The organism is Acetobacter pomorum, assembly GCF_002738225.1.
GTDB lineage: Bacteria > Pseudomonadota > Alphaproteobacteria > Acetobacterales > Acetobacteraceae > Acetobacter > Acetobacter pomorum.
Genome location: NZ_PEBQ01000147.1, coordinates 1 through 24,449, shown reverse-complemented (window position 1 = coordinate 24,449; position 24,449 = coordinate 1). Strand labels below are relative to the sequence as shown.

The 24,449-nt window shown below is 50.1% G+C and carries 18 protein-coding genes and 1 pseudogene; 13 read left to right on the top strand and 6 right to left on the bottom strand.

All coding sequences use genetic code 11. The annotated features are described in order from the left end of the window. Window positions 1-28: 28 nt before the first annotated feature. The 4 genes from CSR02_RS12105 to recJ are packed head-to-tail and all read left to right on the top strand — an operon-like array spanning window position 29 to window position 5,476. Window positions 29-1,261: an LL-diaminopimelate aminotransferase gene (locus CSR02_RS12105; protein ID WP_042788162.1), complete on the top strand. Its 1,233-nt coding sequence runs from the start codon at window positions 29-31 to the stop codon at window positions 1,259-1,261. Then, on the top strand, window positions 1,258-2,571 hold the full coding sequence (locus tag CSR02_RS12100; RefSeq protein ID WP_099541799.1) for a homoserine dehydrogenase: 1,314 nt from the start codon (window positions 1,258-1,260) through the stop codon (window positions 2,569-2,571). The genes CSR02_RS12105 and CSR02_RS12100 overlap by 4 nt, the downstream gene beginning before the upstream one ends. Before the next feature lie 54 nt (window positions 2,572-2,625). Then, a complete protein-coding gene (gene glpX, locus CSR02_RS12095; RefSeq protein ID WP_042788164.1) occupies window positions 2,626-3,624 on the top strand; it encodes a class II fructose-bisphosphatase in 999 nt (332 codons plus the stop codon). 16 nt (window positions 3,625-3,640) lie between these two features. Beyond that, window positions 3,641-5,476 carry a single-stranded-DNA-specific exonuclease RecJ gene (recJ, locus tag CSR02_RS12090; RefSeq protein WP_099541798.1) on the top strand — a complete coding sequence of 612 codons (1,836 nt, stop codon included), beginning with the start codon at window positions 3,641-3,643 and terminating at the stop codon, window positions 5,474-5,476. Between the two features lie 85 nt (window positions 5,477-5,561). Here recJ and rpoH read toward each other — a convergent pair whose 3' ends face one another. Both rpoH and CSR02_RS12080 read right to left on the bottom strand, forming a co-directional pair. Then, a complete protein-coding gene (gene rpoH / locus CSR02_RS12085) occupies window positions 5,562-6,443 on the bottom strand; it encodes an RNA polymerase sigma factor RpoH (protein WP_042788167.1) in 882 nt (293 codons plus the stop codon). Between the two features lie 316 nt (window positions 6,444-6,759). Then, window positions 6,760-7,773: an RluA family pseudouridine synthase gene (locus tag CSR02_RS12080; RefSeq protein ID WP_183172690.1), complete on the bottom strand. Its 1,014-nt coding sequence runs from the start codon at window positions 7,771-7,773 to the stop codon at window positions 6,760-6,762. A 47-nt stretch (window positions 7,774-7,820) separates the two neighbouring features. Between CSR02_RS12080 and CSR02_RS12075 the strand changes: the two genes are divergently transcribed. Both CSR02_RS12075 and CSR02_RS12070 read left to right on the top strand, forming a co-directional pair. Beyond that, window positions 7,821-8,939: a FecCD family ABC transporter permease gene (locus CSR02_RS12075; RefSeq protein WP_183172689.1), complete on the top strand. Its 1,119-nt coding sequence runs from the start codon at window positions 7,821-7,823 to the stop codon at window positions 8,937-8,939. After that, entirely contained in the window at window positions 8,936-9,742 is an 807-nt protein-coding gene (locus CSR02_RS12070; protein WP_099541796.1) for an ABC transporter ATP-binding protein, read from the top strand. Before CSR02_RS12075 ends, CSR02_RS12070 begins: the two co-directional genes overlap by 4 nt. Window positions 9,743-9,759: 17 nt before the next feature. Here CSR02_RS12070 and CSR02_RS12065 read toward each other — a convergent pair whose 3' ends face one another. Further along, the gene (locus CSR02_RS12065; protein ID WP_099541819.1) at window positions 9,760-11,223 is read right to left on the bottom strand and encodes a protein adenylyltransferase SelO; all 1,464 of its coding nucleotides are present in this window, start codon (window positions 11,221-11,223) and stop codon (window positions 9,760-9,762) included. Window positions 11,224-11,501: 278 nt separating this feature from the next. Between CSR02_RS12065 and CSR02_RS12060 the strand changes: the two genes are divergently transcribed. The 4 genes from CSR02_RS12060 (at window position 11,502) to CSR02_RS12045 (ending at window position 17,062) form a co-directional block, all read left to right on the top strand. Next, entirely contained in the window at window positions 11,502-12,602 is a 1,101-nt protein-coding gene (locus CSR02_RS12060) for a branched-chain amino acid aminotransferase (protein ID WP_167384139.1), read from the top strand. A gap of 190 nt (window positions 12,603-12,792) precedes the next feature. Continuing rightward, window positions 12,793-15,594: a DNA polymerase I gene (polA, locus tag CSR02_RS12055; protein ID WP_099541818.1), complete on the top strand. Its 2,802-nt coding sequence runs from the start codon at window positions 12,793-12,795 to the stop codon at window positions 15,592-15,594. A gap of 4 nt (window positions 15,595-15,598) precedes the next feature. Continuing rightward, on the top strand, window positions 15,599-16,219 hold the full coding sequence (locus CSR02_RS12050) for an SCO family protein (RefSeq protein WP_099541794.1): 621 nt from the start codon (window positions 15,599-15,601) through the stop codon (window positions 16,217-16,219). Window positions 16,220-16,315: 96 nt separating this feature from the next. Next, a complete protein-coding gene (locus CSR02_RS12045; RefSeq protein WP_099541793.1) occupies window positions 16,316-17,062 on the top strand; it encodes a lysophospholipid acyltransferase family protein in 747 nt (248 codons plus the stop codon). An 81-nt stretch (window positions 17,063-17,143) separates the two neighbouring features. On the opposite strand, the gene proP is transcribed toward CSR02_RS12045, so the two are convergent. After that, the gene (proP, locus tag CSR02_RS12040; protein ID WP_099541792.1) at window positions 17,144-18,604 is read right to left on the bottom strand and encodes a glycine betaine/L-proline transporter ProP; all 1,461 of its coding nucleotides are present in this window, start codon (window positions 18,602-18,604) and stop codon (window positions 17,144-17,146) included. A 303-nt stretch (window positions 18,605-18,907) separates the two neighbouring features. Between proP and CSR02_RS12035 the strand changes: the two genes are divergently transcribed. From CSR02_RS12035 to CSR02_RS12025, 3 genes are all read left to right on the top strand, one after another. Then, entirely contained in the window at window positions 18,908-19,231 is a 324-nt protein-coding gene (locus CSR02_RS12035) for a hypothetical protein (RefSeq protein WP_244176975.1), read from the top strand. Window positions 19,232-19,528: 297 nt separating this feature from the next. Next, a complete protein-coding gene (locus CSR02_RS12030) occupies window positions 19,529-20,560 on the top strand; it encodes a Dyp-type peroxidase (protein ID WP_099541791.1) in 1,032 nt (343 codons plus the stop codon). 1 nt (window position 20,561) lies between these two features. Then, window positions 20,562-21,356: a family 1 encapsulin nanocompartment shell protein gene (locus tag CSR02_RS12025; protein WP_099541790.1), complete on the top strand. Its 795-nt coding sequence runs from the start codon at window positions 20,562-20,564 to the stop codon at window positions 21,354-21,356. Between the two features lie 115 nt (window positions 21,357-21,471). Here CSR02_RS12025 and CSR02_RS12020 read toward each other — a convergent pair whose 3' ends face one another. Then, complete coding sequence (locus CSR02_RS12020) at window positions 21,472-23,907, bottom strand: membrane-bound PQQ-dependent dehydrogenase, glucose/quinate/shikimate family (RefSeq protein ID WP_099541789.1); 2,436 nt, start codon at window positions 23,905-23,907, stop codon at window positions 21,472-21,474. 472 nt (window positions 23,908-24,379) lie between these two features. Next, window positions 24,380-24,449, bottom strand: a pseudogene (locus CSR02_RS17215) (biopolymer transporter ExbD); the annotation flags it as partial.

The following is a 24,449-nucleotide window of genomic DNA, read 5'->3' as shown; positions in this document are numbered from 1 at the left end:
CCCTGCTTCTTTAGAGCATCAGAAACCCATGACTGAAGAGTTCCATCGCATCCGCCGCCTGCCGCCTTATGTATTTGCCTCGGTAAACCAGGCCAAGGCAGCAGCCCGCGCGCGTGGCGAGGATATTATTGATCTTGGCATGGGCAACCCAGACACACCTACCCCGCAGCACATTGTAAATAAACTGCTGGAAACAGTGCAGGACCCACGCACGCACCGTTATTCAGTCAGCCGCGGTATTCCGGGGTTGCGCAAGGCTGTTGCCGGGTATTATGAACGCCGCTTTCACGTCGGGCTGGACCCGGACAAGGAAGTGATTGTGACACTGGGCTCCAAGGAAGGACTGGCCAATCTGGCTTCTGCCATTACCAGTCCGGGGGATACCATTCTGGTTCCCAACCCTTCCTATCCCATTCATCAGTTTGGCTTTATTATTGCCGGGGCTTCCATTCGTTCCATTCCAGCGACACCTGATGAGAACATGCTGCGTGCACTGGAGCGGGCTGTACGTCATTCCGTACCCAAGCCCACGGCACTGATTGTCAATTTCCCTTCCAACCCAACGGCCTATCTGGCTGATCTGGATTTCTACAAGGAACTGGTCGCTTTCTGCCGGAAGGAAGAAATCTGGATTCTGTCTGATCTGGCATATGCTGAAATCTATTTTGGTGACCTTGTGCCTCCTTCCATTCTGGCAGTGCCGGGTGCGAAAGACATTGCAGTAGAGTTTACATCACTTTCCAAAACCTATTCCATGGCCGGATGGCGCGTAGGTTTTGCCGCTGGCAATGAACGCCTGATTGCCGCCCTAACCCGTATTAAATCTTATCTGGATTATGGCGCTTTCACTCCTATTCAGGTTGCAGCTGTGACAGCCCTAAACGGCCCGCAGGATTGCGTGGCAGATTTACGTGCCCTTTATAAGGACCGGCGCGATGTTCTGATCCGGGGCCTACATGCCGCGGGGTGGGATGTGCCCTCCCCAGAAGGATCAATGTTCGCATGGGCGCCTATTCCCGAACCGTTCCGTGAAATGGGCAGCGTTGCCTTTTCCAAACTTCTTCTGGAAGAAGCCGGGGTCGCTGTGGCCCCTGGGCTTGGATTTGGTGAATATGGTGATGACCATGTCCGTATCGGGTTGGTTGAAAACACCCAGCGCCTACGCCAGGCCCTGCGTTCCATTCGTGGGTTCCTATCCGCGCATGGGGTATCACCATCCTCTTCTTCCTCTACAAAAAAGCCGGAGCCTGTTACACCGTGACATCCTGTTCCAATTCCTCTCCTCTTCGTCTTGGTATTGCCGGTCTGGGCACGGTTGGCGCAGGCGTTATTCGCCTCTTGCGCGTAAATGCAGAATTGCTGAGCGCACGCGCTGGCCGCAAGCTGGAAGTGGTGGCCGTAAGCGCCAGAGACCGTACGCGTGACCGTGGCATAGATGTTTCCACCCTGCGTTGGCATGATAATCCGCAGGATCTGGTTTCAGACCCGGATGTAGATGTTGTTGTCGAACTTATTGGCGGAAGCGAGGGGCCAGCGCGGGCACTGGTGGAAAAAGCACTGGCTGCTGGCAAACCCGTTGTAACCGCCAACAAGGCACTTTTGGCTGTGCACGGCTCTGCCCTTGCCAAACTTAGCGCAGACAATAATGCACCATTGCTTTTTGAGGCTGCCGTAGCAGGTGGCATTCCCGCCATTAAAACAGTGCGCGAGGGCTTGGCGGCAGATAAATTGCTGCATGTTGGTGGCATTCTGAACGGCACATGTAACTATATCCTGACCGTTATGCGTGAAACGGGTAAGGATTTTGATCTGGTGCTGAAAGATGCGCAGGATCTGGGATATGCTGAAGCCGATCCTTCCACTGATATTGATGGCATAGATGCAGCCCATAAGCTGACAATTCTTGCTGGCCTGGCTTTTGGCCGCCCTGTGGCCTTTGACTCTGTGCAAGTTGAAGGCATCCGCCAGATTGGCGCTATTGACTTTGCGTTTGCGCGCACTCTTGGCTACCGCATCAAGCTGCTGGGGCTGGCGCGTCTGACAGATGCTGGCCTTCAGGCCCGTGTGGCACCTTGCCTGCTGCCCCATAACGCTCCTATCGCGCTGGTTGATGGTGTATTTAACGCTGTGGTGGCAGAGGGCGAATTTGTTGGCCGTATCATGTTGGAAGGCCGAGGAGCCGGTGCGGGCCCAACCGCCTGTGCTGTTACTGCTGACCTGATTGATATTGCCCGCGGGCACACCATTCCGGTATGGGGCGTGCAGGCCAGTGCGGAACCAGCATTGCGCGCCTGCCCGGCTGGTACTGGTGCCGGTACATTCTATCTGCGCTTGATGGTAGAAGACCGCCCCGGCGTTATTGCTGATATTACAGCAGTCTTGCGGGATTGCGGCGTTTCTTTGCGCAGCATGCTTCAGCACCCGGCAGAAAACGAGGCCACACCCTATGTGCCACTTGTTCTGGTAACCCATCAGACATCGGAAGCTGCCATGCAGGAAGCTATTACCAAAATAGATGCCCTGAGCGTAGTGACGGACAGCCCTGTTATGATTCGGATTGAAACAGCCTGATTCTAGCCACCTTTTCCGGTATCATAGACTTTTACAGCAAGGATCCTGTTTCTGATGTCTGATTCCATTGGCCCCTCTCCCTTCGTTGTTTCCGACCGCAATCTGGCGCTTGAGCTGGTACGTGTAACGGAAGCTGCTGCTCTGGCTTCCGCCCGCTGGACAGGACGCGGCCGCAAAAACGATGCTGATGGCGCAGCCGTAGAAGCCATGCGCACAGCATTTGATACCGTAGCCATTGATGGCCTGGTGGTGATTGGTGAAGGGGAAATGGACGAAGCCCCTATGCTGTATATTGGCGAAAAAGTGGGCGCTGGTGGCCCTGGCATGGATATTGCCGTGGACCCGCTGGAAGGCACAAACCTATGTGCCAAAGATATGCCCAACGCCATTACCGTGGTGGCACTAGCAGAACGTGGCAACTTCCTGCATGCGCCTGATATTTATATGGACAAGATTGTGGTTGGCCCCAATCTGCCAGATGGCGTTGTTGATCTGGATAACTCCATTGAAACCAACCTTAAAAACTTGGCCAAAGCCAAAGGCAAAACTGTTCAGGATCTGCTGCTCTGCACCCTTGATCGGGAACGGCATGAGGAAATGATTGCCCGCGCCCGTGCAGCAGGCGCGCGGGTGCGCCTGCTGACAGACGGCGATGTGGCCGGTGGTATTGCTGCATGCCTTGATACCAGCCAGGTTGATATTTATGTGGGTTCTGGCGGTGCACCAGAAGGTGTGCTGACTGCTGCGGCCATTCGTTGTGTAGAAGGGCAGATGCAGGGCCGCTTGCTGTTTGAAGATGAAGGACAGCGCGAACGCGCCCGCAAAATGAACCCCGGAAAAGATCCCGATCGTAAATTGGGGCTGCATGATCTGGCCGCCGGATCTGTGCTGTTTTCTGCCACAGGCGTTACCACCGGCACGTTACTACGTGGTGTGCGCCAATTGCCGCATCAGGCTGTTACACATTCGCTCGTAATGCGTTCCAAATCCGGGACTGTGCGTTTTATTGAAGGCCACCACAACTTCAAAACCAAAACCTGGACTCCGCAATAAGCGGCTTTACTGTTTAATGCAAAGCAACAGCTTGGAACTTACTCACCAATCTGAGGAAACTTCCACCCCTTCTGTATTAGGGGTGGAAGCCAGCTTTGTTGGCCGTCGTTGGGTTTGGCGCGCTGGCGCAGAAGACCCCGCACTCATGCGCTTGGGCGCGGCTTTAGCGCAACAATTGGGTATTCCAGAAATAGTTGGCCGATTGTTGGCCATGCGCCAGATTACACCAGATCAGGCACCGCATTTTCTGGAACCCAAGCTGCGGGCACTTCTGCCCGACCCTTCTAATCTGACGGATATGGATAAAGCCGCAGCGCGCATGGCCACGGCTGTCCAGAACCGTGAAGTCATTGGTATTTTTGGTGATTATGATGTGGATGGCGCTTGCGCTTCCGCCATTCTCGCCTCTTTTTTTGAAGAATTGGGTTGCACGGTTCATACCCATATTCCAGATAGAATGACCGAAGGATATGGTCCTAACGTTGCAGCGCTGAACAATTTGATTACACAAGGCGCTTCCGTTCTGATCTGTGTGGATTGTGGCACTGCCTCGGCAGACATTCTGTCCCAAGTCACAGACAAAGCTGATGTGATTGTTCTTGATCACCATAAATCAGAAGATGCCCTTCCCCCCATTCTGGCAACAGTCAACCCAAACCGGCCGGACTGTTCCTCTGGTTTGCACCATATTTGTGCTGCAGCCCTTGCCTTTCTTGCTGCTGTTGCCACTACGCGAGATCTGAGACGAGCTGAATGGTTTAGCACAGCTCAACCACCGCCAGATTTAATGCGACAGCTTGATCTGGTTGCCCTTGCAACAGTTTGCGATGTTATGCCGTTACACGGCCTTAATCGTGCATTTGTTACGCAGGGGCTTAAAATTATGGCCCGTCGCCAACGCACCGGTCTCAATGCCCTTCTGGAAATTGCTGGTATTACCAAAGCACCAGATGCTTTTTCCTGTGGTTTTGCATTAGGGCCACGTATCAATGCAGGCGGCCGTATTGCAGAAGCGCCCTTGGGGCTGCGCTTGCTCCGATGTTCCGATAGTTTTGAAGCACGCCAGATGGCCGAACGGCTGGATGCCGTAAACCGTCGCAGGCAAGGTGTTGAAGCCGATATTCTGGACCGCGCCATGCAACAGGCCGAAGCGCAGAAAGAAGCTGGACACGCCGTTATTTTACTTGCCGGAAAAGACTGGCACCCCGGAGTTGTGGGCATTGTCGCCGGGCGTATTAAAGAACGCTTCAACCGCCCTGCCCTTGTGGGAGCAGAACAGGAAGATGGCACCATTAAAGGGTCTGGCCGCTCTGTTCCGGGGCTGGATCTTGGCACCGTAATTATTGCAGCACGTCAAAATGGCATATTGCAAACAGGCGGTGGCCACGCCATGGCTGCTGGCTTCTCCCTTACAGCTGATAAGCTGGAAGATTTTCATTCCCTTCTGGATGCTCGGCTGGCACAGGCCGCCACGCTGCCAGATAGGGTTCCGCTTACAATAGATGCTGTTGTGGCCATTTCTGGCGCCACGGCTGAATTAGCTCAGGATATGGCTGCCCTTGCGCCATTTGGCGCAGGAAACGCAGAACCTTTGCTGGCCATACCACGTGTAAACGTTATACGGGCTGATCGGATTGGGCGAGACGGCAACACACTGCGCCTGCTTTTAAAGGGTGAAAACACAGGCCGACTAAAGGCTCTTTTATTCCGTGCGCACGAAAATCCTTTAGCGGCTAAGCTGGAAGATACAACCCGCCCTGCCTTGCATCTGGCAGGTTATTTACGTGCCGAAACATGGAACGGCCGAACAGATGCTACATTCTTTATTCAGGATGCAGCGGCGGCCTTATAACAGGCGTTCTTTTATTATCCCCAACTTAAAGGCTCTTCCTATCCGCATGATGTGCGCACAGAAAAAGCCTTTAAGGTTATATATTTTAGGCGTTTTCTTCGCGCCTAGCCTGAACTTCCTTTTTCATTGCCGCTTGCACTTTTTCAAATGCCCGCACTTCAATCTGGCGCACCCGCTCGCGTGAAATACCATATTCATGCGCCAGTTCCTCAAGCGTAGAAGGATCATCCTTCAACCGGCGTTCTGTGAAAATCCGACGTTCACGGTCGTTCAGATTTTCCATGGCAGAAGAAAGCAGTGCCTTACGCCCTGAAAGTTCTTCATTTTCTGCGTAAACATCTTCCTGATTGGTGTGATCATCCACCAGACGATCTTGCCATTCACTATCCTGATCTGCCCGCATAGGTGCGTTCAAACTGTGGTCAGGCGCAGCCATACGGCGGTTCATATCCACCACATCCTGTTCGGATACACCTAGGGTTGTGGCAATCTTGTTAACCTGCTCTGGCTTTAAGTCACCATCATCAATGGCCTGCATCTGCCCTTTCAGGCGGCGCAAATTGAAGAACAGTTTCTTTTGGGCAGCCGTTGTGCCCATTTTCACCAAAGACCAGCTATGCAGGATATATTCCTGAATAGCTGCACGAATCCACCACATGGCATAGGTAGCCAGACGAAACCCTTTTTCAGGGTCAAACCGCCGGACGGCCTGCATCATGCCGATATTGCCTTCACTGATCAGTTCATTGATCGGCAGACCATACCCACGATAACCCATAGCGATTTTTGCAACCAAGCGCAGGTGAGATGTCACAAGCCGATGCGCAGCCTTTACATCCCCTTTATCACGCCACAGGCGCGAAAGACTGAGTTCCTCTTCTGGTGTCAGAAGTGGATACTTGCGGATTTCCTGAAGGTACCTTGAAAGATTGTTTTCAGGCCCAACATTGATAACGGAAGATACCATGTGCTGACTAACTCCCCTGATCTGGAAACTCCCTTGGATGCTTTGGGTTCCCGTAATGTCTCAAATGCATCCGTTAAAGAGGCGAGATCCAGTCATGCGATGGACAGATGTCTTAACCTCATTCCCTCTGCCCTCCGTATGAGCGGCAACTGAAAAAGAGGGGCTCCCGCCGATCTGGCTACGGTGCCAAAGTATGACGGGTGCAGTAGGGTGCGCTGGAAAAAGCACATGTGTCAAGAATTCTAAGGTGCATGGCAGAAGACAGCCATGTTTCTGGACTTAAACAGTCCTGTTTCCTATTCCCGAATCGAAAAAGCTATTCCAGACCCGCCTTCAGGGCACGTTCCAGCTCCTGCATATCTTCTGGCATTGGTGTTTCAAACAGCAGTTTTTCACCCGTTCTGGGGTGTGTAAATCCAAGCCGTGCTGCATGCAGAGCCTGCCGTGGAAAATCCAGTGCAGCAGCACGTGCGCCCGGAGACAGAATACGAGACGCCGCAGGAACCCGACGCAAATAGAGAGGATCCCCTATTAAGGGGTGTCCATGAGCAGAAAAGTGCACCCGAATCTGATGTGTACGGCCTGTTGCCAACTTACAGGCCACAAGAGCGGCACCTGCGCCAAAAGCTTCTAAGGTACGATAATGTGTTAATGCCCATTTTCCGCCTTTGGGCGTAAGGGCCATACGCTTGCGGTCACGCTTATCGCGCCCGATGGCACCTTCAAAATCACCTTCCGCCGGATTAGGCAGCCCCCAACAAAATGCCAGATAAGCCCGATCTATCCGACGTGCCGCAAAATCTTCAGATAATGCCTGATGTGCCATTTCTGTCTTGGCAGCCACCATCACGCCAGATGTATCTTTATCCAGCCTATGTACAATTCCGGGACGGCGTTCTCCCCCTATGCCTTTCAGGGTTTCTCCACAATGGGCAATCAGGCCATTAACCAACGTGCCTGTTTCATTTCCCGGTGCGGGGTGCACAACCAGACCCGCCGGTTTATCCAGCACAATCAGGTCATCATCTTCATATAAAACAGTAAACGAAATATTCTCACCTTGTGGAATAGCTGGGGCTGCTGGTGGAATGGTCAGTTCTACCGTCATGCCAGCACGCGCTATGGCTGCTGGTTCCTTTATGCACACGCCATCACATACAAGATGCCCCTCTTCAATTAAGCTTTTGATGCGGGAGCGCGAAAGCATTTGCACGGCAGTTGCCAGAAAACGGTCAATCCGTTCTCCAGCCTGCTCCGGGGTGACAGTCAGGGAGACAGATGTTTCCCTGACCAGCAAAGATGGATCATAACCATTTTGCATTACAACCATCTGTGCCAATACCTATCCGTTTTTCAAGTTTCATGCAGAAGGAAAAGATGAAAATGCACAAAGCCTTTTCCTCTGCGCAGCGTCAAGCACAGGATACCATGCCAAGCCCCAAAGACATGTTGCCAGATATCACTGTGGTGCAGGCAACATATCGTACCAGCATTTACAAACGGCTGCTTGTCCTTGGCTGTCTGACCATAGGCGTTATCTTGTCACTAGGAGCCAATTTTCTGGTGGGCCCCTCCCATCTCTCTCCAGCACTGTTTTTGCAGACACTTTTTAATTCAGCTTCCGTACCGCAGCAAACGGCTATTATTGTCTGGCAAATTCGCATGCCCTACGCCCTTATGGCAGCTTGTGTTGGTGGCGCACTTGGTTTGGCAGGCGCAGAAATGCAAACAGTTCTGGCCAATCCATTAGCAAGCCCTTTTACCTTGGGCGTTTCTGCTGCCGGCGCATTTGGAGCCTCTTTAGCTATTGTGCTGCAATGGCATATTCCTGGCGTGCCAGATAACTGGCTTGTCGCTGGCTGTGCCTTTATATTTTCCGTATTTTCCGTTTTTGCTTTGGATCTGCTCACCCGGTTGCGACAGGCCGATACCAGCACGATTATTTTGTGTGGCGTTGCTCTGGTTTTCTCATTTCAGTCTCTTGTCGCCCTTATGCAATTTGTTGCCAGTGAAGATACACTACAAGATCTGGTTTTCTGGACATTGGGAAGCCTTAGCCGTGCCACATGGGCCACACTGGCTTTGTTGGCAGGCAGTCTGGCTCTTATTTTCCCGTTCTCTCTCCGGGCCGCTGGCGGCCTCACATTGTTACAGATGGGAGAAGAGCGAGCAGCCAGCCTTGGTATAGATGTTCCTCATCTCCGGCGCGCAGCTCTGCTACGTATCAGCCTGCTATGCGCTCTTTCCGTTGCTTTTGTGGGCGTTATTGGATTTGTTGGGTTAGTGGCCCCTCATATCGCACGCCGTTTGGTGGGAGAGGACCATCATTTCAGCCTACCCGGCAGTTTATTGACCGGCGCGCTTATTCTGTCTGTTTCTGCTCTGGTTGCACGTATTTTGGTCCCAGGCATTATTGTGCCTCTTGGCATTATTACATCCTTGGTTGGCATTCCATTTTTTCTGGCCATTATCCTCAAACAGAGGCCAATGGTATGAACACTGGCAAACCTGTTTCTGGCCTGATGGCACAAAACCTTACCGTTCATTATGGGCGCAATATGGTGTTGCATGATCTAACAACACCTTGCTTTCCGCATGGACGTATCTGTGCCCTTCTGGGGCCAAATGGGAGCGGAAAATCCACCTTGCTGCGCGCCATGAGCGGGTTATTGCCTGCTCAGGGCTGCATCACTCTAGATAATATTCAACTTGCCAAGCTGCGTTTGCCTGAACGCTCCCAGCATTGCCTGTACCTTCCGCAAGCTCTTCCTGCGCCCGTCAACATCACAGCACTGGAAGCCATGCTGGCTGCAAAACGCATTATGTCTCACAGACACAGTTTTGCAGATGCTCCGAATGAGGAAAACATTCGGGTTTCATTGCATCTGCTGGAACAGTTTAATATTGCCCATCTGGCATTACGCAAACTGAATGAACTTTCTGGAGGTCAACGTCAGCTTATTGGTTTGGCACAAGCTCTTGGCCGCCAGCCCCACGCATTGTTGCTGGATGAACCCCTGAGCGCATTGGATCTGCATTATCAGTATGCCGTTACAAAGTTGCTCACACAGATTACCCGCAAAAATAATCTTGTGACACTCATGGTGCTCCATGATCTGAACATCGCATTGAATCTATGTGATCTGGTGTGTGTGCTGCACAAAGGTCGTATTATCGCCTCTGGCCCTCCAACAGAGGTTTTAACGCCAGATCTGCTGCGCACAGTGTACCGTGTAGAAGCACGCGTTGAAACCACACCCGATAACCATCACTTCATCGTCATAACAGATTGCATATAACGCACGGTGTTTTCTTATTACGTTCCGCAAAATGTATATCTGACACGCTCTTCAGGCTGCGGAGGCTGCGTGTAACGCGCCATCCCTTCCTGTTCTGTATAAGGTGAAGCTGTCAAACGCAGCATGGTCTCAAATAGCGAGTAATCATCTTTATCCACAGCAGCGTTTATCATGGCTTCCATCAGATGATTCCGTGGAATGTAACATGGGTTTACACGGCGCATATGTTCTGCACGCACCGCTGGCGCTTCCTCTCCTTCCTGCGCTAACCGCTGACGCCATTGGGCCAGCCATGGCTGCATACCCGCCAGCGTGTCTGGCAAATAGTTGCCGCTTATCACACGTTCATCACTCAAGCTGCGGAACGTGTTGGTGAAATCTGCCTGCTGTTTATGCATCTGATCAAACAATGCATGAAAGAATGTTTCATCCCCTACCTGCTGTGTTTTCAGGCCAAGTTTTGCCCGCAATCCTGCAAAATATGCGCCATGGAATATCCCACCAAACTGCTCAAGCGCCTGCCCGGCCAAGGTCACGCCTTCATCTTCATCCTCAGAAAGAAGCGGTAGGAGAGCTTCTGCCAGACGTGTCAGATTCCATAGGGCAATGGTTGGCTGGTTGGTGAAAGCGTAACGCCCGCGTTCATCAATAAAACTGAACACGGTATTAGGGTCATACTGATCCATAAAAGCGCAGGGGCCATAATCTATGGTTTCTCCAGATACAGCCATATTATCGGTATTCATCACACCATGAATAAACCCAACCAGCATCCACTGCGCGATAAGGTTGGCCTGAGCCGCAATAACCTGCTGCAAAAATGCCAAATATGGCGCAGGCGCTTGTGCAACTTGGGGATAATGCCGGGCAATGGCAAAATCCGCCAAAAGCCGCAGTCCGGCCAAGTCCTGCCGTGATGCAAAATACTGAAATGTGCCAACCCGAATATGGCTGGAGGCCACACGCGCCAGCACAGCACCGGGCAACATGGTTTCACGTAAAACAGTCATGCCCGTTTTTACGGCAGCCAGCGCACGGGTTGTGGGAATACCCAAGGCGTGCATGGCTTCGCTCACCACATATTCACGCAGCACGGGGCCCAGCACAGCGCGTCCATCTCCACTACGAGAAAACGGTGTGGGACCAGAACCTTTAAGCTGTACTTCCCACACTTGGCCCCGCGCATCCTGCACATCCCCCAACAACAGGGCGCGGCCATCTCCCAACTGAGGATTAAAGCTGCCAAACTGATGGCCCGCATAAACCATGGAAAGCGGATTCACACCTTCTGGCATTGTGCTGCCAGACAACATCGCCACACCCTGCGGGCTGGCTAACCACTGTGCATCCAACCCAAGTTGTTCTGCCAAAGCATTATTCAACCGGATCAGCTTGGGATCTGGCGCCGGGGAAAGAGGCACATTGGCATAAAACCTCTCTGGCAATGCCGCATAGCTTTGTTGGAAAGGAAGTGGTGCCATAACGCATTTCTCCAGAAAAAGACGGACGTGCCCATTTGGCCCAATAACAGCCTGCTCGGCTGAAACCGGCCACCCAGCCCGCCAGATGCAAACCCGCCCCACAGGACATGCCTATCTGGCTCTCTGGCACATAAAGCGCGAACATGATAGGAAAAGCCCTATCAAGCGAGCCAACTCAGACCAGATATAAGAACGTCTGAAAGCAAAAAAAGAACCGAGGCAACGGAGCCACCAGACTATCTGGTTCAGACCCCTGCGCCGTGGAGACAGCAGAACCCATGACCACCGAATCTGACACCGCCTTCAAGATTACCCGCAAAACAGACATCACGCCCGCAGCAGAGCGGGAAGCCATGCTGGCCAATCCGGGTTTTGGCCGCGTTTTTACCGACCACATGGCTGTTGTCACCTACACGGAAGGTAAAGGCTGGCATTCTGCTGAAATCCTGCCTCGCCAACCGCTCATGCTGGACCCTGCCGCTTCCGTATTGCACTACGCGCAGGAAATTTTTGAGGGCATGAAAGCCTATCGCGCTCCAGATGGCAGTGTGCAGCTTTTCCGCCCCGATGCCAATGCTCGCCGTTTCCGCCATTCTGCTGAACGCATGGCCATGGCGCAGGTGCCCGAAGAACTGTTTCTGGATGCAGTCACCCAGCTTGTAAAACTGGATAAGGACTGGGTGCCCAAGCCTGAAGTTGGCACGCTGTATATCCGCCCTTTCATGATTGCAACGGAAGCCGCTCTTGGCGTGAAGCCTGCATCTGAGTTCAAGTTCATCGTGATTGCCTGTGCCGCGGGTGAATATTTCTCCAAGGATGCCGGTCCGGTTTCCGTATGGGTGGAAGAACGCACTGTACGTGCCTCTCGCGGGGGCACGGGCACGGCCAAATGTGGTGGTAACTATGCCGCCAGCCTGACAGCCCAGATGGAAGGCAAGGAACACGGCTGCCATCAGGTTCTGTTCCTTGACGCGCAGGAACGCCGCTGGCTGGAAGAAATGGGCGGTATGAACGTGATGATGGTGTTTGAAGATGGCACCTTGCAAACACCTCCGCTGGACAGTGGCACCATCCTGCATGGCATAACGCGTGATTCTCTTCTGACCTTGGCGCGTGATAGCGGCATGAAGGTCAAGGAAGAACGCTATTCCATTGATCAGCTTTATGGCGATGCCGATTCTGGCAAGCTGAAAGAGGTTTTTGCTTGTGGCACTGCTGCTGTTGTAACGCCCATTGGCACATTTAAAAGTACCGAAGGCGGCTGCACCATTGGCAATGGCCAGACAGGTGAAGTGACCAGTAAACTGCGCAAAGCTTTGTGCGACATCCAGTTTGGACGTGCAAAAGACCCGCATGGCTGGGTAAAAAAAATTGGGTAAGTTGCCTATCCCCTGCCTGTAAATATGCAGCTTATACCTCGGCTCCAGCCGGGGTATAAGCCTGTTTTGGGCCTGAACGCCTTTTTCAGAAAGCCAGATGTCCAGCGCTGGACATCAAAACCCAAGGGGCATATCCAAACCCTATGGCTTTTTTTCTGCCTTCCCCTCCGCTTACACGGTTTGCATCAGTATGACAGAAACACCCCATCTGGTTCTGGTGGATGGCAGCGGCTTTATTTTCCGCGCCTTTCACGCCCTTCCCCCCATGACCAGCCCGGAAGGTGTTCCGGTCAATGCCGTTTATGGCTTCACCACCATGCTGGCCCGCCTGTTAAAAGACCATGTTGGCACGCATCTGGCCGTATTGTTTGATGCCAGCCGCCAGACATTCCGTTCAGAAATTTACCCACAGTATAAAGCGCATCGGCCTGAACCACCTGAAGACCTGCGCCCGCAGTTCAGCCTGATCCGGGAGGCAACACAGGCCTTCAATGTGCCGGGCATCGAACTCCCCGGTTGGGAAGCTGATGATCTGATTGCATCCTATGCAACGGCCATTCGTGCACAGGGGGGCACTTGCACCATTGTTTCTTCAGACAAGGATCTGATGCAATTGGTGGGAGATGGCGTTTGCATGCTGGATCCTATCAAACAGACCCCTGTTGGCCCTGCGGAAGTAGAGACCAAGTTTGGTGTGCCCCCAGAGAAAGTGGTGGATGTACAGGCCCTGATGGGGGACCCAACAGATAACGTGCCCGGCGTGCCGGGTGTTGGCCCCAAAACAGCAGCAGCCTTGGTGCAGGAATATGGCACGCTGGAAGCTGTTTTAAACGCCGCACCCCAGATGAAAAAATCCAAGCGGCGCGAGATGCTTATTGAGCATGCGGATGCTGCACGCATTTCCCTCCAGCTTGTCACTCTTGCCACAGATGTTCCCCTGCCCGTGCCGGTAGAGGAACTTGGCACGCGTGAACCGAACATGCTGGTGCTGGCAGACTGGCTGGACCGTATGGGGTTTCGTTCCATTCTCAGCCGTATGGGGCTTGGTCACCCCTCTGGCGCCCATGCACATCGGGCTGCCAGAAAGGTTGCTGCTGCATCTGTAGCCGGGGCGACAACACCTGCAAATACGCCACCTGCCACCGATGAATCCGTGATTTCCGCTCCATATCACAATTATGAAACTGTGCGGTCAGCAGAGGGGTTACAGAAATGGGTCAGCGCCGCGCAGGAAGCTGGTATTTGCGCTGTTGATACTGAAACCGATGGATTGGACCCGCTTGCGGCCAATATTGTCGGGTTTTCTATCGCAATCGCTCCGGGCAAAGCCTGTTATGTACCGTTAAGGCATGAAGGCACGCTAGAAGCTCCGGCTGGTGAACAGCTTGCCGTGGATGCAGCCCTTAAACTTCTGGCGCCTCTTTTGCAGGATGACGCCGTTTTAAAGATTTTCCAGAACGCCAAGTTTGACCTGCTCATTCTGGACCGCGCAGGCATTCCACTTTCCAGCATCACTGCTGTAGATGATACCATGCTGATCTCTTACAGCCAGTCTGCCGGGTTGCACGGGCAAGGCATGGATGAGCTTTCCGCCTTGCATTTAAACCACACACCCATAACGTATGACAGTGTAACAGGCACTGGCCGCAACCGTATGCCATTTGCACACGTACCTGTAGAAACTGCCACCAAATATGCGGCAGAAGATGCAGATGTTACCTTACGCCTGTGGCATGTGTTGCATCCTACGCTACGCACCAACAAAGCACTGGCACTTTACGAACAGATTGAGCGTCCTCTTTCAGCCATTCTGGCCGATATGGAAAAAGCAGGTATTGCCGTAGATCGGGCAGAGCTTGATCGGCTTTCCAAGGATTTTGAAGCCCGTATGCAGGGCATGGAAAACGACATTTATGAAGCCGCCGGACGGCAATTCAACATTGGTTCCCCCAAACAGCTGGGAGAGATTCTGTTTGATGAAATGGGCCTGAAAGGCGGCAAACGCGGTAAAGCTGGCGCATGGAGCACAGATTCCTCCGTCTTGCAGGATCTGGCTGATCAGGGGCAGGATCTGCCAGCGCGCATTCTGGCATGGCGTCAGCTTGCCAAGCTAAAATCCACCTATACAGATGCACTGCTGCGCCAAGCCGGGCGGGATGATCGGGTACATACATCCTTCCAGATGGCCATTACCTCTACTGGACGCCTTTCATCTACAGACCCTAACCTGCAAAATATTCCAGTCCGCACAGAAGAAGGCACACGCATCCGGCAGGCCTTTATTGCCCCACCGGGCAAAAAGCTGATTTCTGCCGACTACTCGCAGATCGAACTGCGGCTGCTGGCCGATGTTGCCAATATTCCCGCATTGCGTGAGGCGTTTCAGCTGGGGCAGGACATTCACGCCCGCACGGCGTCAGAGGTTTTCAATATCCCGCTAGAAGGGATGGACGCCCTTACCCGGCGACGCGCGAAAGCCATTAACTTTGGCATTATTTATGGGATTTCGGCTTTTGGACTGGGAAAACAGCTTGGTATTCCCGCAGGTGAAGCACGCGCTTATATAGATGCCTACTTCGCCCGTTACCCTGGTATTCGTGATTACATGGAACGCATGCGCGAGGAAGCACGCACGCATGGCTATGTGCTCACACCTTTTGGCAGACGCTGCTATGTCCCGGGCATTCATGAAAAAAGTGCTGCCAGACGCCAATATGCTGAAAGACAGGCAATTAACGCTCCCTTACAGGGGGGAGCGGCAGATATTATAAAACGTGCAATGGTGCATTTGCCCCTTGCCTTGCAAAAAGCCGGGTTTGGCGCAACACGTATGCTGCTACAGGTGCATGACGAACTTCTGTTTGAAACAGATGAAGCAGACACAGAAGCTGTAGCGCTTATCATTAAAAATGTTATGGAAGCAGCAGCTGATCTTGCTGTACCGCTGGTTGTAGAAACCGGTATAGGCCAGAATTGGGCGGAGGCACATTAAGACCATGACACCAGCAGGAAAACGCATAGCCCTGTTAACTTTTGGCGTATTGGCTCTGGCAGCTGCTGGCGGCTACACCGCCACTCATCTGGCCTTAAAACATGGCGTACATCTAAACACCTACGGAAACGAGGTTGGTGGCTCCTTCCGTTTGATGGATTCCACCACTGGCACCATGACAGACCAAACCTTCCGCAACCGTTGGATGCTTGTTCTCTTCGGGGCCACGCATTGCGCAGAAGACGCCTGCGCCCCTGCCCTGCGTAATATGTCTGCAGAGCTAGATCAGGTAGAAGGTGGCAGACACAACGCTGTTATCATTTTTGTAAGTCTTGATCCTGATAGAGATGATGCAGAACGCCTGCGCCAATATGGTGAAAGTATTGGCCCACGCATTGTAAGTGGCACGGCTGCCCCATTTGCATTGGTTGAACTGGCAAAGGAATACCATGCACCAATTGAAAAAGTTCCTGATTCTGAATGGACATATACCATGCGCATGTCTCCCCAGTTTGTGGTGATGGGGCCGGAAGTAAGTTATAAGGGCATGATTGATGCCCGCGCAGATAGTGCCCACATGGCAGAAGATCTACGCCGTATCATGCACTCTCAGAATGGTGAATAATCTGTGCCCAACACATTACGCCGTGCTTTAAGCTTAATGGCGTAATGTATAGTTTATTTCTACCTTTTCTTTCTGCCAAAGCTGTACTGTATTCTCATGTTGTTATTTTCAAAGCTTGGTATCAGCTTACGGTTTTATGTCTCTCTTGCCGTTATTGGTATCATTTTTCTGGTGCTGGATACAGGCTCTTTCCTGCTCCGCCATGCGCTGCCAGAAGGTGCAAAGCGCCGTAAAATAGGCCAGATGTGGCTATGTTTTATGGCGCGGGTTGCGGTGCGCTATCTTGAAGCGGCAAATATTCTGGAATGCAATCTTGTAGGGCTTAATGCTCTTAAAGACGTTCACAATGTTATTCTGGTTGCCAACCATCCCTCACGGTTGGATAGCCTTATTCTCGCCTCTGCACTTCCACATCTGGTATGTGTAACCAAAGCCTCCATTTGGGAACGTCCTACTTTGGGCAGTACATTGCGCACTGCTGGATATATCCGCCATGACAGTCTTTTACGATTGATTGGCCCGGCTTCTGAACGCCTGAAGGAAGGCAACCAGTTGTTGCTGTTTCCTGAAGGTACCCGTTCCCGCGCGGGCACCGAGCCCAGCCCCATGCAACCCGGCTTTGCAGCTATTGCCCAACGCACACGTCTGCCCGTGCAAACTCTTTTGATTAAAACGGATTCACCTTATCTGTCTCAAGGTTGGTCATTTTTAAAACAACCGCCATTGCCCATGCGCTATCAGATAGAAACAGGCCCTTGCTTTCCCGCGCCAGCCAGAGATGAAGCCAGCGGACGCGCCTTGCTTGAAAACGTGGAAAGCTGGCTGAAAGACCATTTGGCCTGAACACAAAATAGGCCCAACATGATTTTTCATGTCAGGCCTATATGGAGCAACTTAAATACTTATGCTTCTCTTTTCTTCACCTTATTCTTGATGAAGCTGGGGTAATGTTGAATCTACTGTTACAGGATGGTCTCCCTGAAGGATCTTTCTAACTTCAGCCTCACTTCCTACCGCTGGTGGTGAACCACGTAAGGGCATACAGGCAGTTTCCTTCACTGTCAGCATTGTAACAATACCCACAACCCCAGCAAACATCAGATAATAAGCAGGCATCAGCAAATTACCTGTATGCCCAACCAGCCATGCCGTCACCAAAGGGGTTGTGCCACCAAACAGTGAGACAGACACATTAAACGCCATGGAAAGCGCCGTGTATCTGATAGGTGTATAGAATAAAGCTGGCAGGGTAGATGGCATACTGCTGGTAAAACACACCAGCGCCATACCCAGTAACATCAGGCCTATAAAGATCAACACATCGTTGCCACTCTGCAAAAGCAACACAGAGGGAATAGAAAGAACCAAAAGGGCAATACAAGCCCCAATAATCATAGGTTTGCGGCCCAGTCTGTCACTTAAATAGCCGCCCATTACATTCAATGGCATCATCATTAACATGACAATGATAATCAACAACAGCCCTTTGCTTTCTGCATACCCTAAGGCAACAGTCAGATAGCTTGGAATGTATGTCAGCAGCATATAATCGGTAACGTTAAATACCAGCACAAGACCAATGCATTTTAAAAGTTGCCGCCAATGCACACGTAGCAGTTCACGCCAACCTGGTTTTTCATCATCACGTTGTGCTGCCTGTTCTGCATAAGCTTGAAAAGCTGGCGTCTCCTCTAACCGCGAGCGCATATATACACCCAAAAGGCCAAGCGGCCCGGCAATTAGAAAAGGAATGCGCCATCCCCACGCCAGCATGGCTTCATGGCTCAACCCAATCTGCAAAGCTGTTACAATGGCTGCACCAGCCACATAGCCAGCCAAAGTGCCAAACTCCAGCCAACTCCCCATCAACCCTCGATTTCTATCTGTGGAATACTCCGCAATAAAGGTTGCTGCTCCAGCATATTCACCACCGGTTGAGAACCCTTGCACCAACCGGGCCAAAAGTAATAACAGGGGCGCCCATAAACCGATTTGTGCATAAGATGGTATCAAACCAATAGAAAAGGTCCCCACCGCCATTGCTATCATGGTAAAAGCCAGCACTTTCTGGCGGCCATACCGATCCCCCAATGGACCAAAAACCATGCCACCAAGGGGCCTGACCAGAAATGCAACCGTAAACGTGGCAAAAGTTGCAATCAGACGCGTGGCAGCATTATCTGACGGAAAAAAGACCTGCCCCAGAGTAACTGCGATATAACCATAGACCCCAAAATCAAACCACTCCATGGCATTGCCCAAAGCAGCCGCACCAACCGCCTTATTCAACATCTGGGCATCTACAACAGTAATATCCTGGGGCTTCATCTGTTTACGGCGCTTAAACCAACCAAAATGCGCGTGCACCGTTCCAGAATCTTTCATAAAATGTTTCCTCACCTCTATTTCATACATGACATGCATGTGAAATATTATCACTATATAAGATTTATTCAATATTTTACTGTTTCATGATATTCTATATTTTGATTTATTTAACTGTTTTTTGTTTTTATTTAATATGTATATTATATACAAATAAAATAATGAACACTTATGCTCTTTATTAGAGGAAAAATTCTTTCCATTATCAAAGGAACATATCTTATCTTTCAGCAGTTATAAAAAAGCTGCTGTCTGGTAAAGCTTCACACCTGCAACCATATGCATTTAGCAAAGAGAATGGCTATGTCACGCATCAAACAAACAATGCGCACCGGAATAGCAATAAGCTGTTTTATAATACCTACTCTTGCGTACGGAAACACCACCAAAACGCATGAGACTTCTGCCTCTCCACCGCAATCTTCCGCCTACCCTGACGGAACCGGTGATAGTCTGATTGATAAGCTCAATAATGCTCAACTTGATCAGAATTATCAGGGGCCTTACTATTTTCCCGGGCAAAAGATCCCACCATTCAAAAGCGTTCCTCGCACACAATTAGAAGATACGAAAATAGAGTCCAACACTAACAAAAATGAGGAGCCAAAATTAAAGCCAGATCATTAGGCTTAAAAACAATCTTACATATGCTGAAAAATATCTAATTCGATATCCTGATTACATGCGTAATCAGGATCGTATTTAAACACAGATATAATTCTGACACGTAAAACATATCAGCATAAAATATTCTTACAAAACTTTCCATTTATCTTATTATAAAACATATTTATCAATTATATTGTTACATGATAAATATGTTTATTCAACATTATCTTCCATCTTGTCACAAATACTCATCTGCTTATGCTAGCTGTCAGTTCTGGTTATATAAAACATGATCTGTTCAGGAGCTTTCTCCCCGTGGTTACACCGCAGCCAGTCGATACAAAATTAACCCAATCAGCCCTTTTTCTTGTGTTAACTCTGAATGATACCTCTCAGTTCCGCACACAAGTTCTAAATCTTCTCGGCGATATATCATCTCTGATCCGAGGTGTTGGGTTTCGTATTCCTGATGGAAACTTAAGTTGTATTGCTGGCATTGGATCAAAAGCATGGGATCTGCTTTTTGGTTTACCACGACCGAAGGAACTCCACCCTTTCCAGGAAATTCATGGTGTGCACCATGCTCCCTCTACATCGGGGGACCTGCTATTCCATATCCGTGCCACGCGTATGGATTTATGTTTTGAGCTTGCAACTGCTCTTGTTTCCCGTCTGGAAGGTGCAGCGAGTGTTGTAGATGAAGTGCATGGGTTTAAATATTTTGATGCACGTGATTTTCTTGGCTTTGTTGACGGCACCGAAAACCCAACCGGACAGGCCGCTACTGAAGCAACTGTTATTGGCAATGAAGACCCTTCCTTTGCAGGTGGGAGCTACGTTATTATTCAAAAATATTTGCATGATTTAAAAAAGTGGGATGCCATTCCAACCGAAGTACAGGAACATATTATTGGCCGCAAAAAGGTATCCGACATAGAGCTATCCGAAGCCACCAAACCCAGTTACGCACATAATGTTCTTACCAATATTGAAGAAAACGGACAGCAACTCCAGATCGTGCGTGACAACATGCCTTTTGGGGAAGTGGGCAAAGGAGAGTTTGGAACATACTTCATCGGCTATGCACGCTCTCCTGCACGTATAGAACAAATGCTACAAAATATGTTTATTGGTAAACCACCGGGTAACTACGACAGACTTCTGGACGTCAGCACGGCTGTAACAGGAACTCTCTTTTTTATTCCGACAAGTGAATTTCTTGATAATGCCCCCAGCATGAACACAGAAAACACACAGCCACCTGCCCCGCCCGTATCTGCTCCCCAAAGCCAAAAACCTCTTCACGGTTCTCTTGGAATCGGATCATTACAAAACAAGGACGCCTGATATGAACAATTTACACAAACACTTAGCCCCTATTTCCCACGCAGCATGGGCTGAAATTGAACAGGAAGCCTCTCGTACAATTCGCCGCAATCTGGCTGGGCGCCGTGTCGTGGATACACCAGAACCAAAAGGCACAGCTTTTTCTAGCGTAGGTACCGGACGCAACAAGCCCATTTCCCCTTTAGGTGATGGCATTCTGGCCGTGCAGAGAGAGGTGCTTCCCCTTGTTGAACTCCGCGTTCCCTTTACTTTGTCGCGCGAAGAAATTGATGCTGTGGAACGTGGTTCTCTGGATTCCGATTGGCAGCCGGTAAAAGACGCCGCCAAAAAAATTGCTTATGCAGAAGATCGCGCCATTTTTGAAGGCTATGCAGCCGCTGGCATTACAGGCATCCGTGAAGGATCATCAAACCCACATACACAGTTGCCCGCTTCTGCCAAAGATTATCCGAACGCCATTACTGCTGCACTGGATACATTACGTCTTGCTGGCGTAAATGGTCCCTATTCTCTTGTTTTGGGCACAAAGGCCTATCAAGCTGTTAATGGCGGAGATGATGCTGGTTATCCCGTTCTCAAGCACATCGAAAGCCTGATTGAAGGTGAGCTAATTTGGGCCCCTGCTGTTGACGGCGCCTTTATTCTCTCCAAACGTGGTGGAGATTTTCAGCTTGATATTGGGCAGGATTTTTCTATTGGTTATCTCAGCCATACAGCAGAAACTGTTGAACTGTATCTGCAGGAAAGCTTCACTTTTCGCGTGCTGACAAGCGAAGCATCCGTGTGCATTGATTAAGTTCTAAAAAGAAAAAAGCGTTACCGCCTATAGCAAGGCGGTAACGCTTTCTATCTTGGACAACAGATATATTGAACCCAATAATGCTTATGAAATCATTACTGGTTAATTGCTATTATCTGTTGGCATTCTCCGGCAATGCATAGGCAATAATATAATCACCCACATCTGGAGAATGGCTCATACCGCCAGCAGAAATAACCACATATTCCTTACCTGTTTTAGGTGAGCGATAAATTAGTGGAGCTGCAACAGCACCAACCGGTAGGCGCTGACGCCACACTTCCTTCCCGTTAGAAGAATTAAGCGCCCGCAAATAATAGTCTTGCGTTCCGGCAAAAAACACCAGTCCAGAAGCTGTAGATGTTGGGCCGCCAAGTGTCGGCATTCCCATAGGAATGGGCAGATGCGTTTTAATACCCATCGGGCCAAGATCCTGCGTTGTACCCATTGGCACCTGCCACAGCAATTTCTTGGTATGCAGGTCAATCGCACTCATCGTACCAAATGGTGGTGTATTACATGGCACGGCCAACGGTGACTGAAGAATATCAATTCTTACACCAGAATAAGGGCCAGCAACCTGTGGGCGTATTGTGCCCATAAACCCAGGCACCTCATCCGTGGATACTTTATATTTCTTGGCTTCTTCATGGGTTACCAGGGACATACGAAGCGGCATGCGCATGTCATTTACAAACATTACGCCTTTGGCTTCATCTATGGAAATGCCACCCCAGTTCATCCCTCCCAGCAGGCTCGGCCATTCAATGTAAGGTTTCTCTCCCGGCGGTGTAAATGGGCCTTCATAAACAGAATCCTTGAACATAATCCGGCAGTACAGCTGATCAAATGTACTGACACCCCACATCGTACTCTCGGTAAGTGGATCCGCACCGATAACGGGCATACCAACCGAGAAAGGTTGTGTAGGAGAAAGATGTTCACCCTGTGCGGAAGGAGATGTCGCAACCTTGCGTTCCTGCACTTCTGTAACAGGCTGACCGGTGCGACGATCCACAACAAAAATATGACCGGTTTTTGTTGTTTGAATCAATGCTGGAATTTTTTCACCCTGCGCATTTGTAACTGTATACAGCACAGGTTGAGAAGGCAGGTCATAATCCCATACATCATGATGAACTGTCTGGAATACCCATTTGGTTTTACCGGTTGCGGCATCCACAGCCACAATAGCTGCACCAAACTTTTCTTTTACAGCATCACGGTCTCCACCCCAGTAATCTGGCGGACCATTGCCCGTCGGCAGATAAACAAGGTTGAGTTCTTTATCGTATGTCGGGATCGTCCACACATTGGGTGTTTCCAAAGTGTAGGTCTGTCCTTCAGGCGGTGCGCCTGTATTATCTGGATGCCCAACATCCCATGCCCAAACCAGAGACCCATTCCGTACATCGTAAGCACGTACCACGCCCGATGGTTCACCGTGAACAATATCACGCACCCAGCCACCAATGACAGCAACATGCCCCATAACAACCGGCATAGATGTTGGATGGTAGCGTCTGCCCCCTTCTACCGGCCCCATTTGCGGCTTAAGATCAACCGCACCATCAACTCCAAAACCGGAGCATGGTGTGCCTGTATGCGCATCTAATGCAATAAAGCGGGCATCCACCGTAGAAACCAGAATGCGCTGGCGACATATCTGTTCGGAATCAGAAGCTTTTTCAGCTTCAGTGAGCGAAACATCTTTATCAATATCATAATAGCCAACACCACGGCATGTTACGTGCTCTGCCGTATGGGCTTTAGGATCAAACTTCCAAATTGGCTTCCCGGTATCGGCATCCAAGGCTGTAATAAGATTTTCGGGCGTACAGGAATAGAGAACATTGCCAATTTGCTCAGGCGTATTTTCATCAACACCTGTTCCTGCACCATGAATTCGCCTGCCTGTATGATACACCCATGCGACTTTTAATTTATCAACATTTTCTAGAGTAATCTGGGTATAAGGCGCATAGCGCGTGCCTGCGGCATTTCTACCAAAAAACTCCCAGTCTTCTGGTCCGTCAACTTTGTCTGCTTGCGCCAGTTCAGGATTTTTCTCTGTCACTTCTGAAGAAATAATTTGTCCATGCGGGTAAAATGCTTCAACCAGCGTAACAAGCAAACATCCAACAATACCCAAACCTGTCACAACACTTCCACGCCGCACCGATCGGCTCATACTGGGGAAAGTTGCAACAGCCCAAATATTTAATGTGAATAAAATGGCAGGAACCACCAACCGCGGCAGCAATGCCCAATATCCAAATTCTGGCGTATCGTACAAAGCCCATACACACGTGGCAATGAACGTGCCCATAGCCAACGCCAAACTGTAACGATTTTTTATAAAAACAAGAACCGCAGCAGCAATGTACGCCAAACCGGCAAGAAGATAATAAACCGACCCTCCCAAAATTAACAGTTTTATTCCCCCATAAACCAGAATACCTCCTGCAAGAAGACTGATCAGGGAGAAAAGATTGCGGTAAATATTACCTAATAGCGATTGGTGATCCGTGGGCTGGATATCACCCATTTTATCACTCCAATTTTTTGTAATGTCCGGCCATATGCCGATAGCGGGCCTTATGACTGACAATCAAAAAATATGGCAGTCACAAAAGAGACAGCATAATTTTAGTATATTACGGAATTTTCTGTGTTATTCTTGAAATCAACCTTATGATACTTCATCTTATAGTGCATTATAGATAAAATAATTTCCACAAACCAAAATCATCAGCAAACACAAATAATTAAAAACAATTTTTTATCATTATTTACAATATACAAAATAAAATAAATATTTTAATTTTTGTTTTTGGAAATTACGCATGCTCATTACTAAAAATGCATCTATTAGAAACTTTAAAAGTAATGAGCAGATACGATGACATCGCACTTTGTTACAACAAAACCGCTCTGCTCTTCATAAACATCCTTAATTTCACAAATATGAAATTAAGGATGAAGTTTTTTGTTAATTTACCCTAATCTTTCAACATATCTCATTTCCCGTCGGCGAACTGTTCCTGTCCGACGATCCCGATTTTTGTGACGCCGAGGCGCTGTGCATCG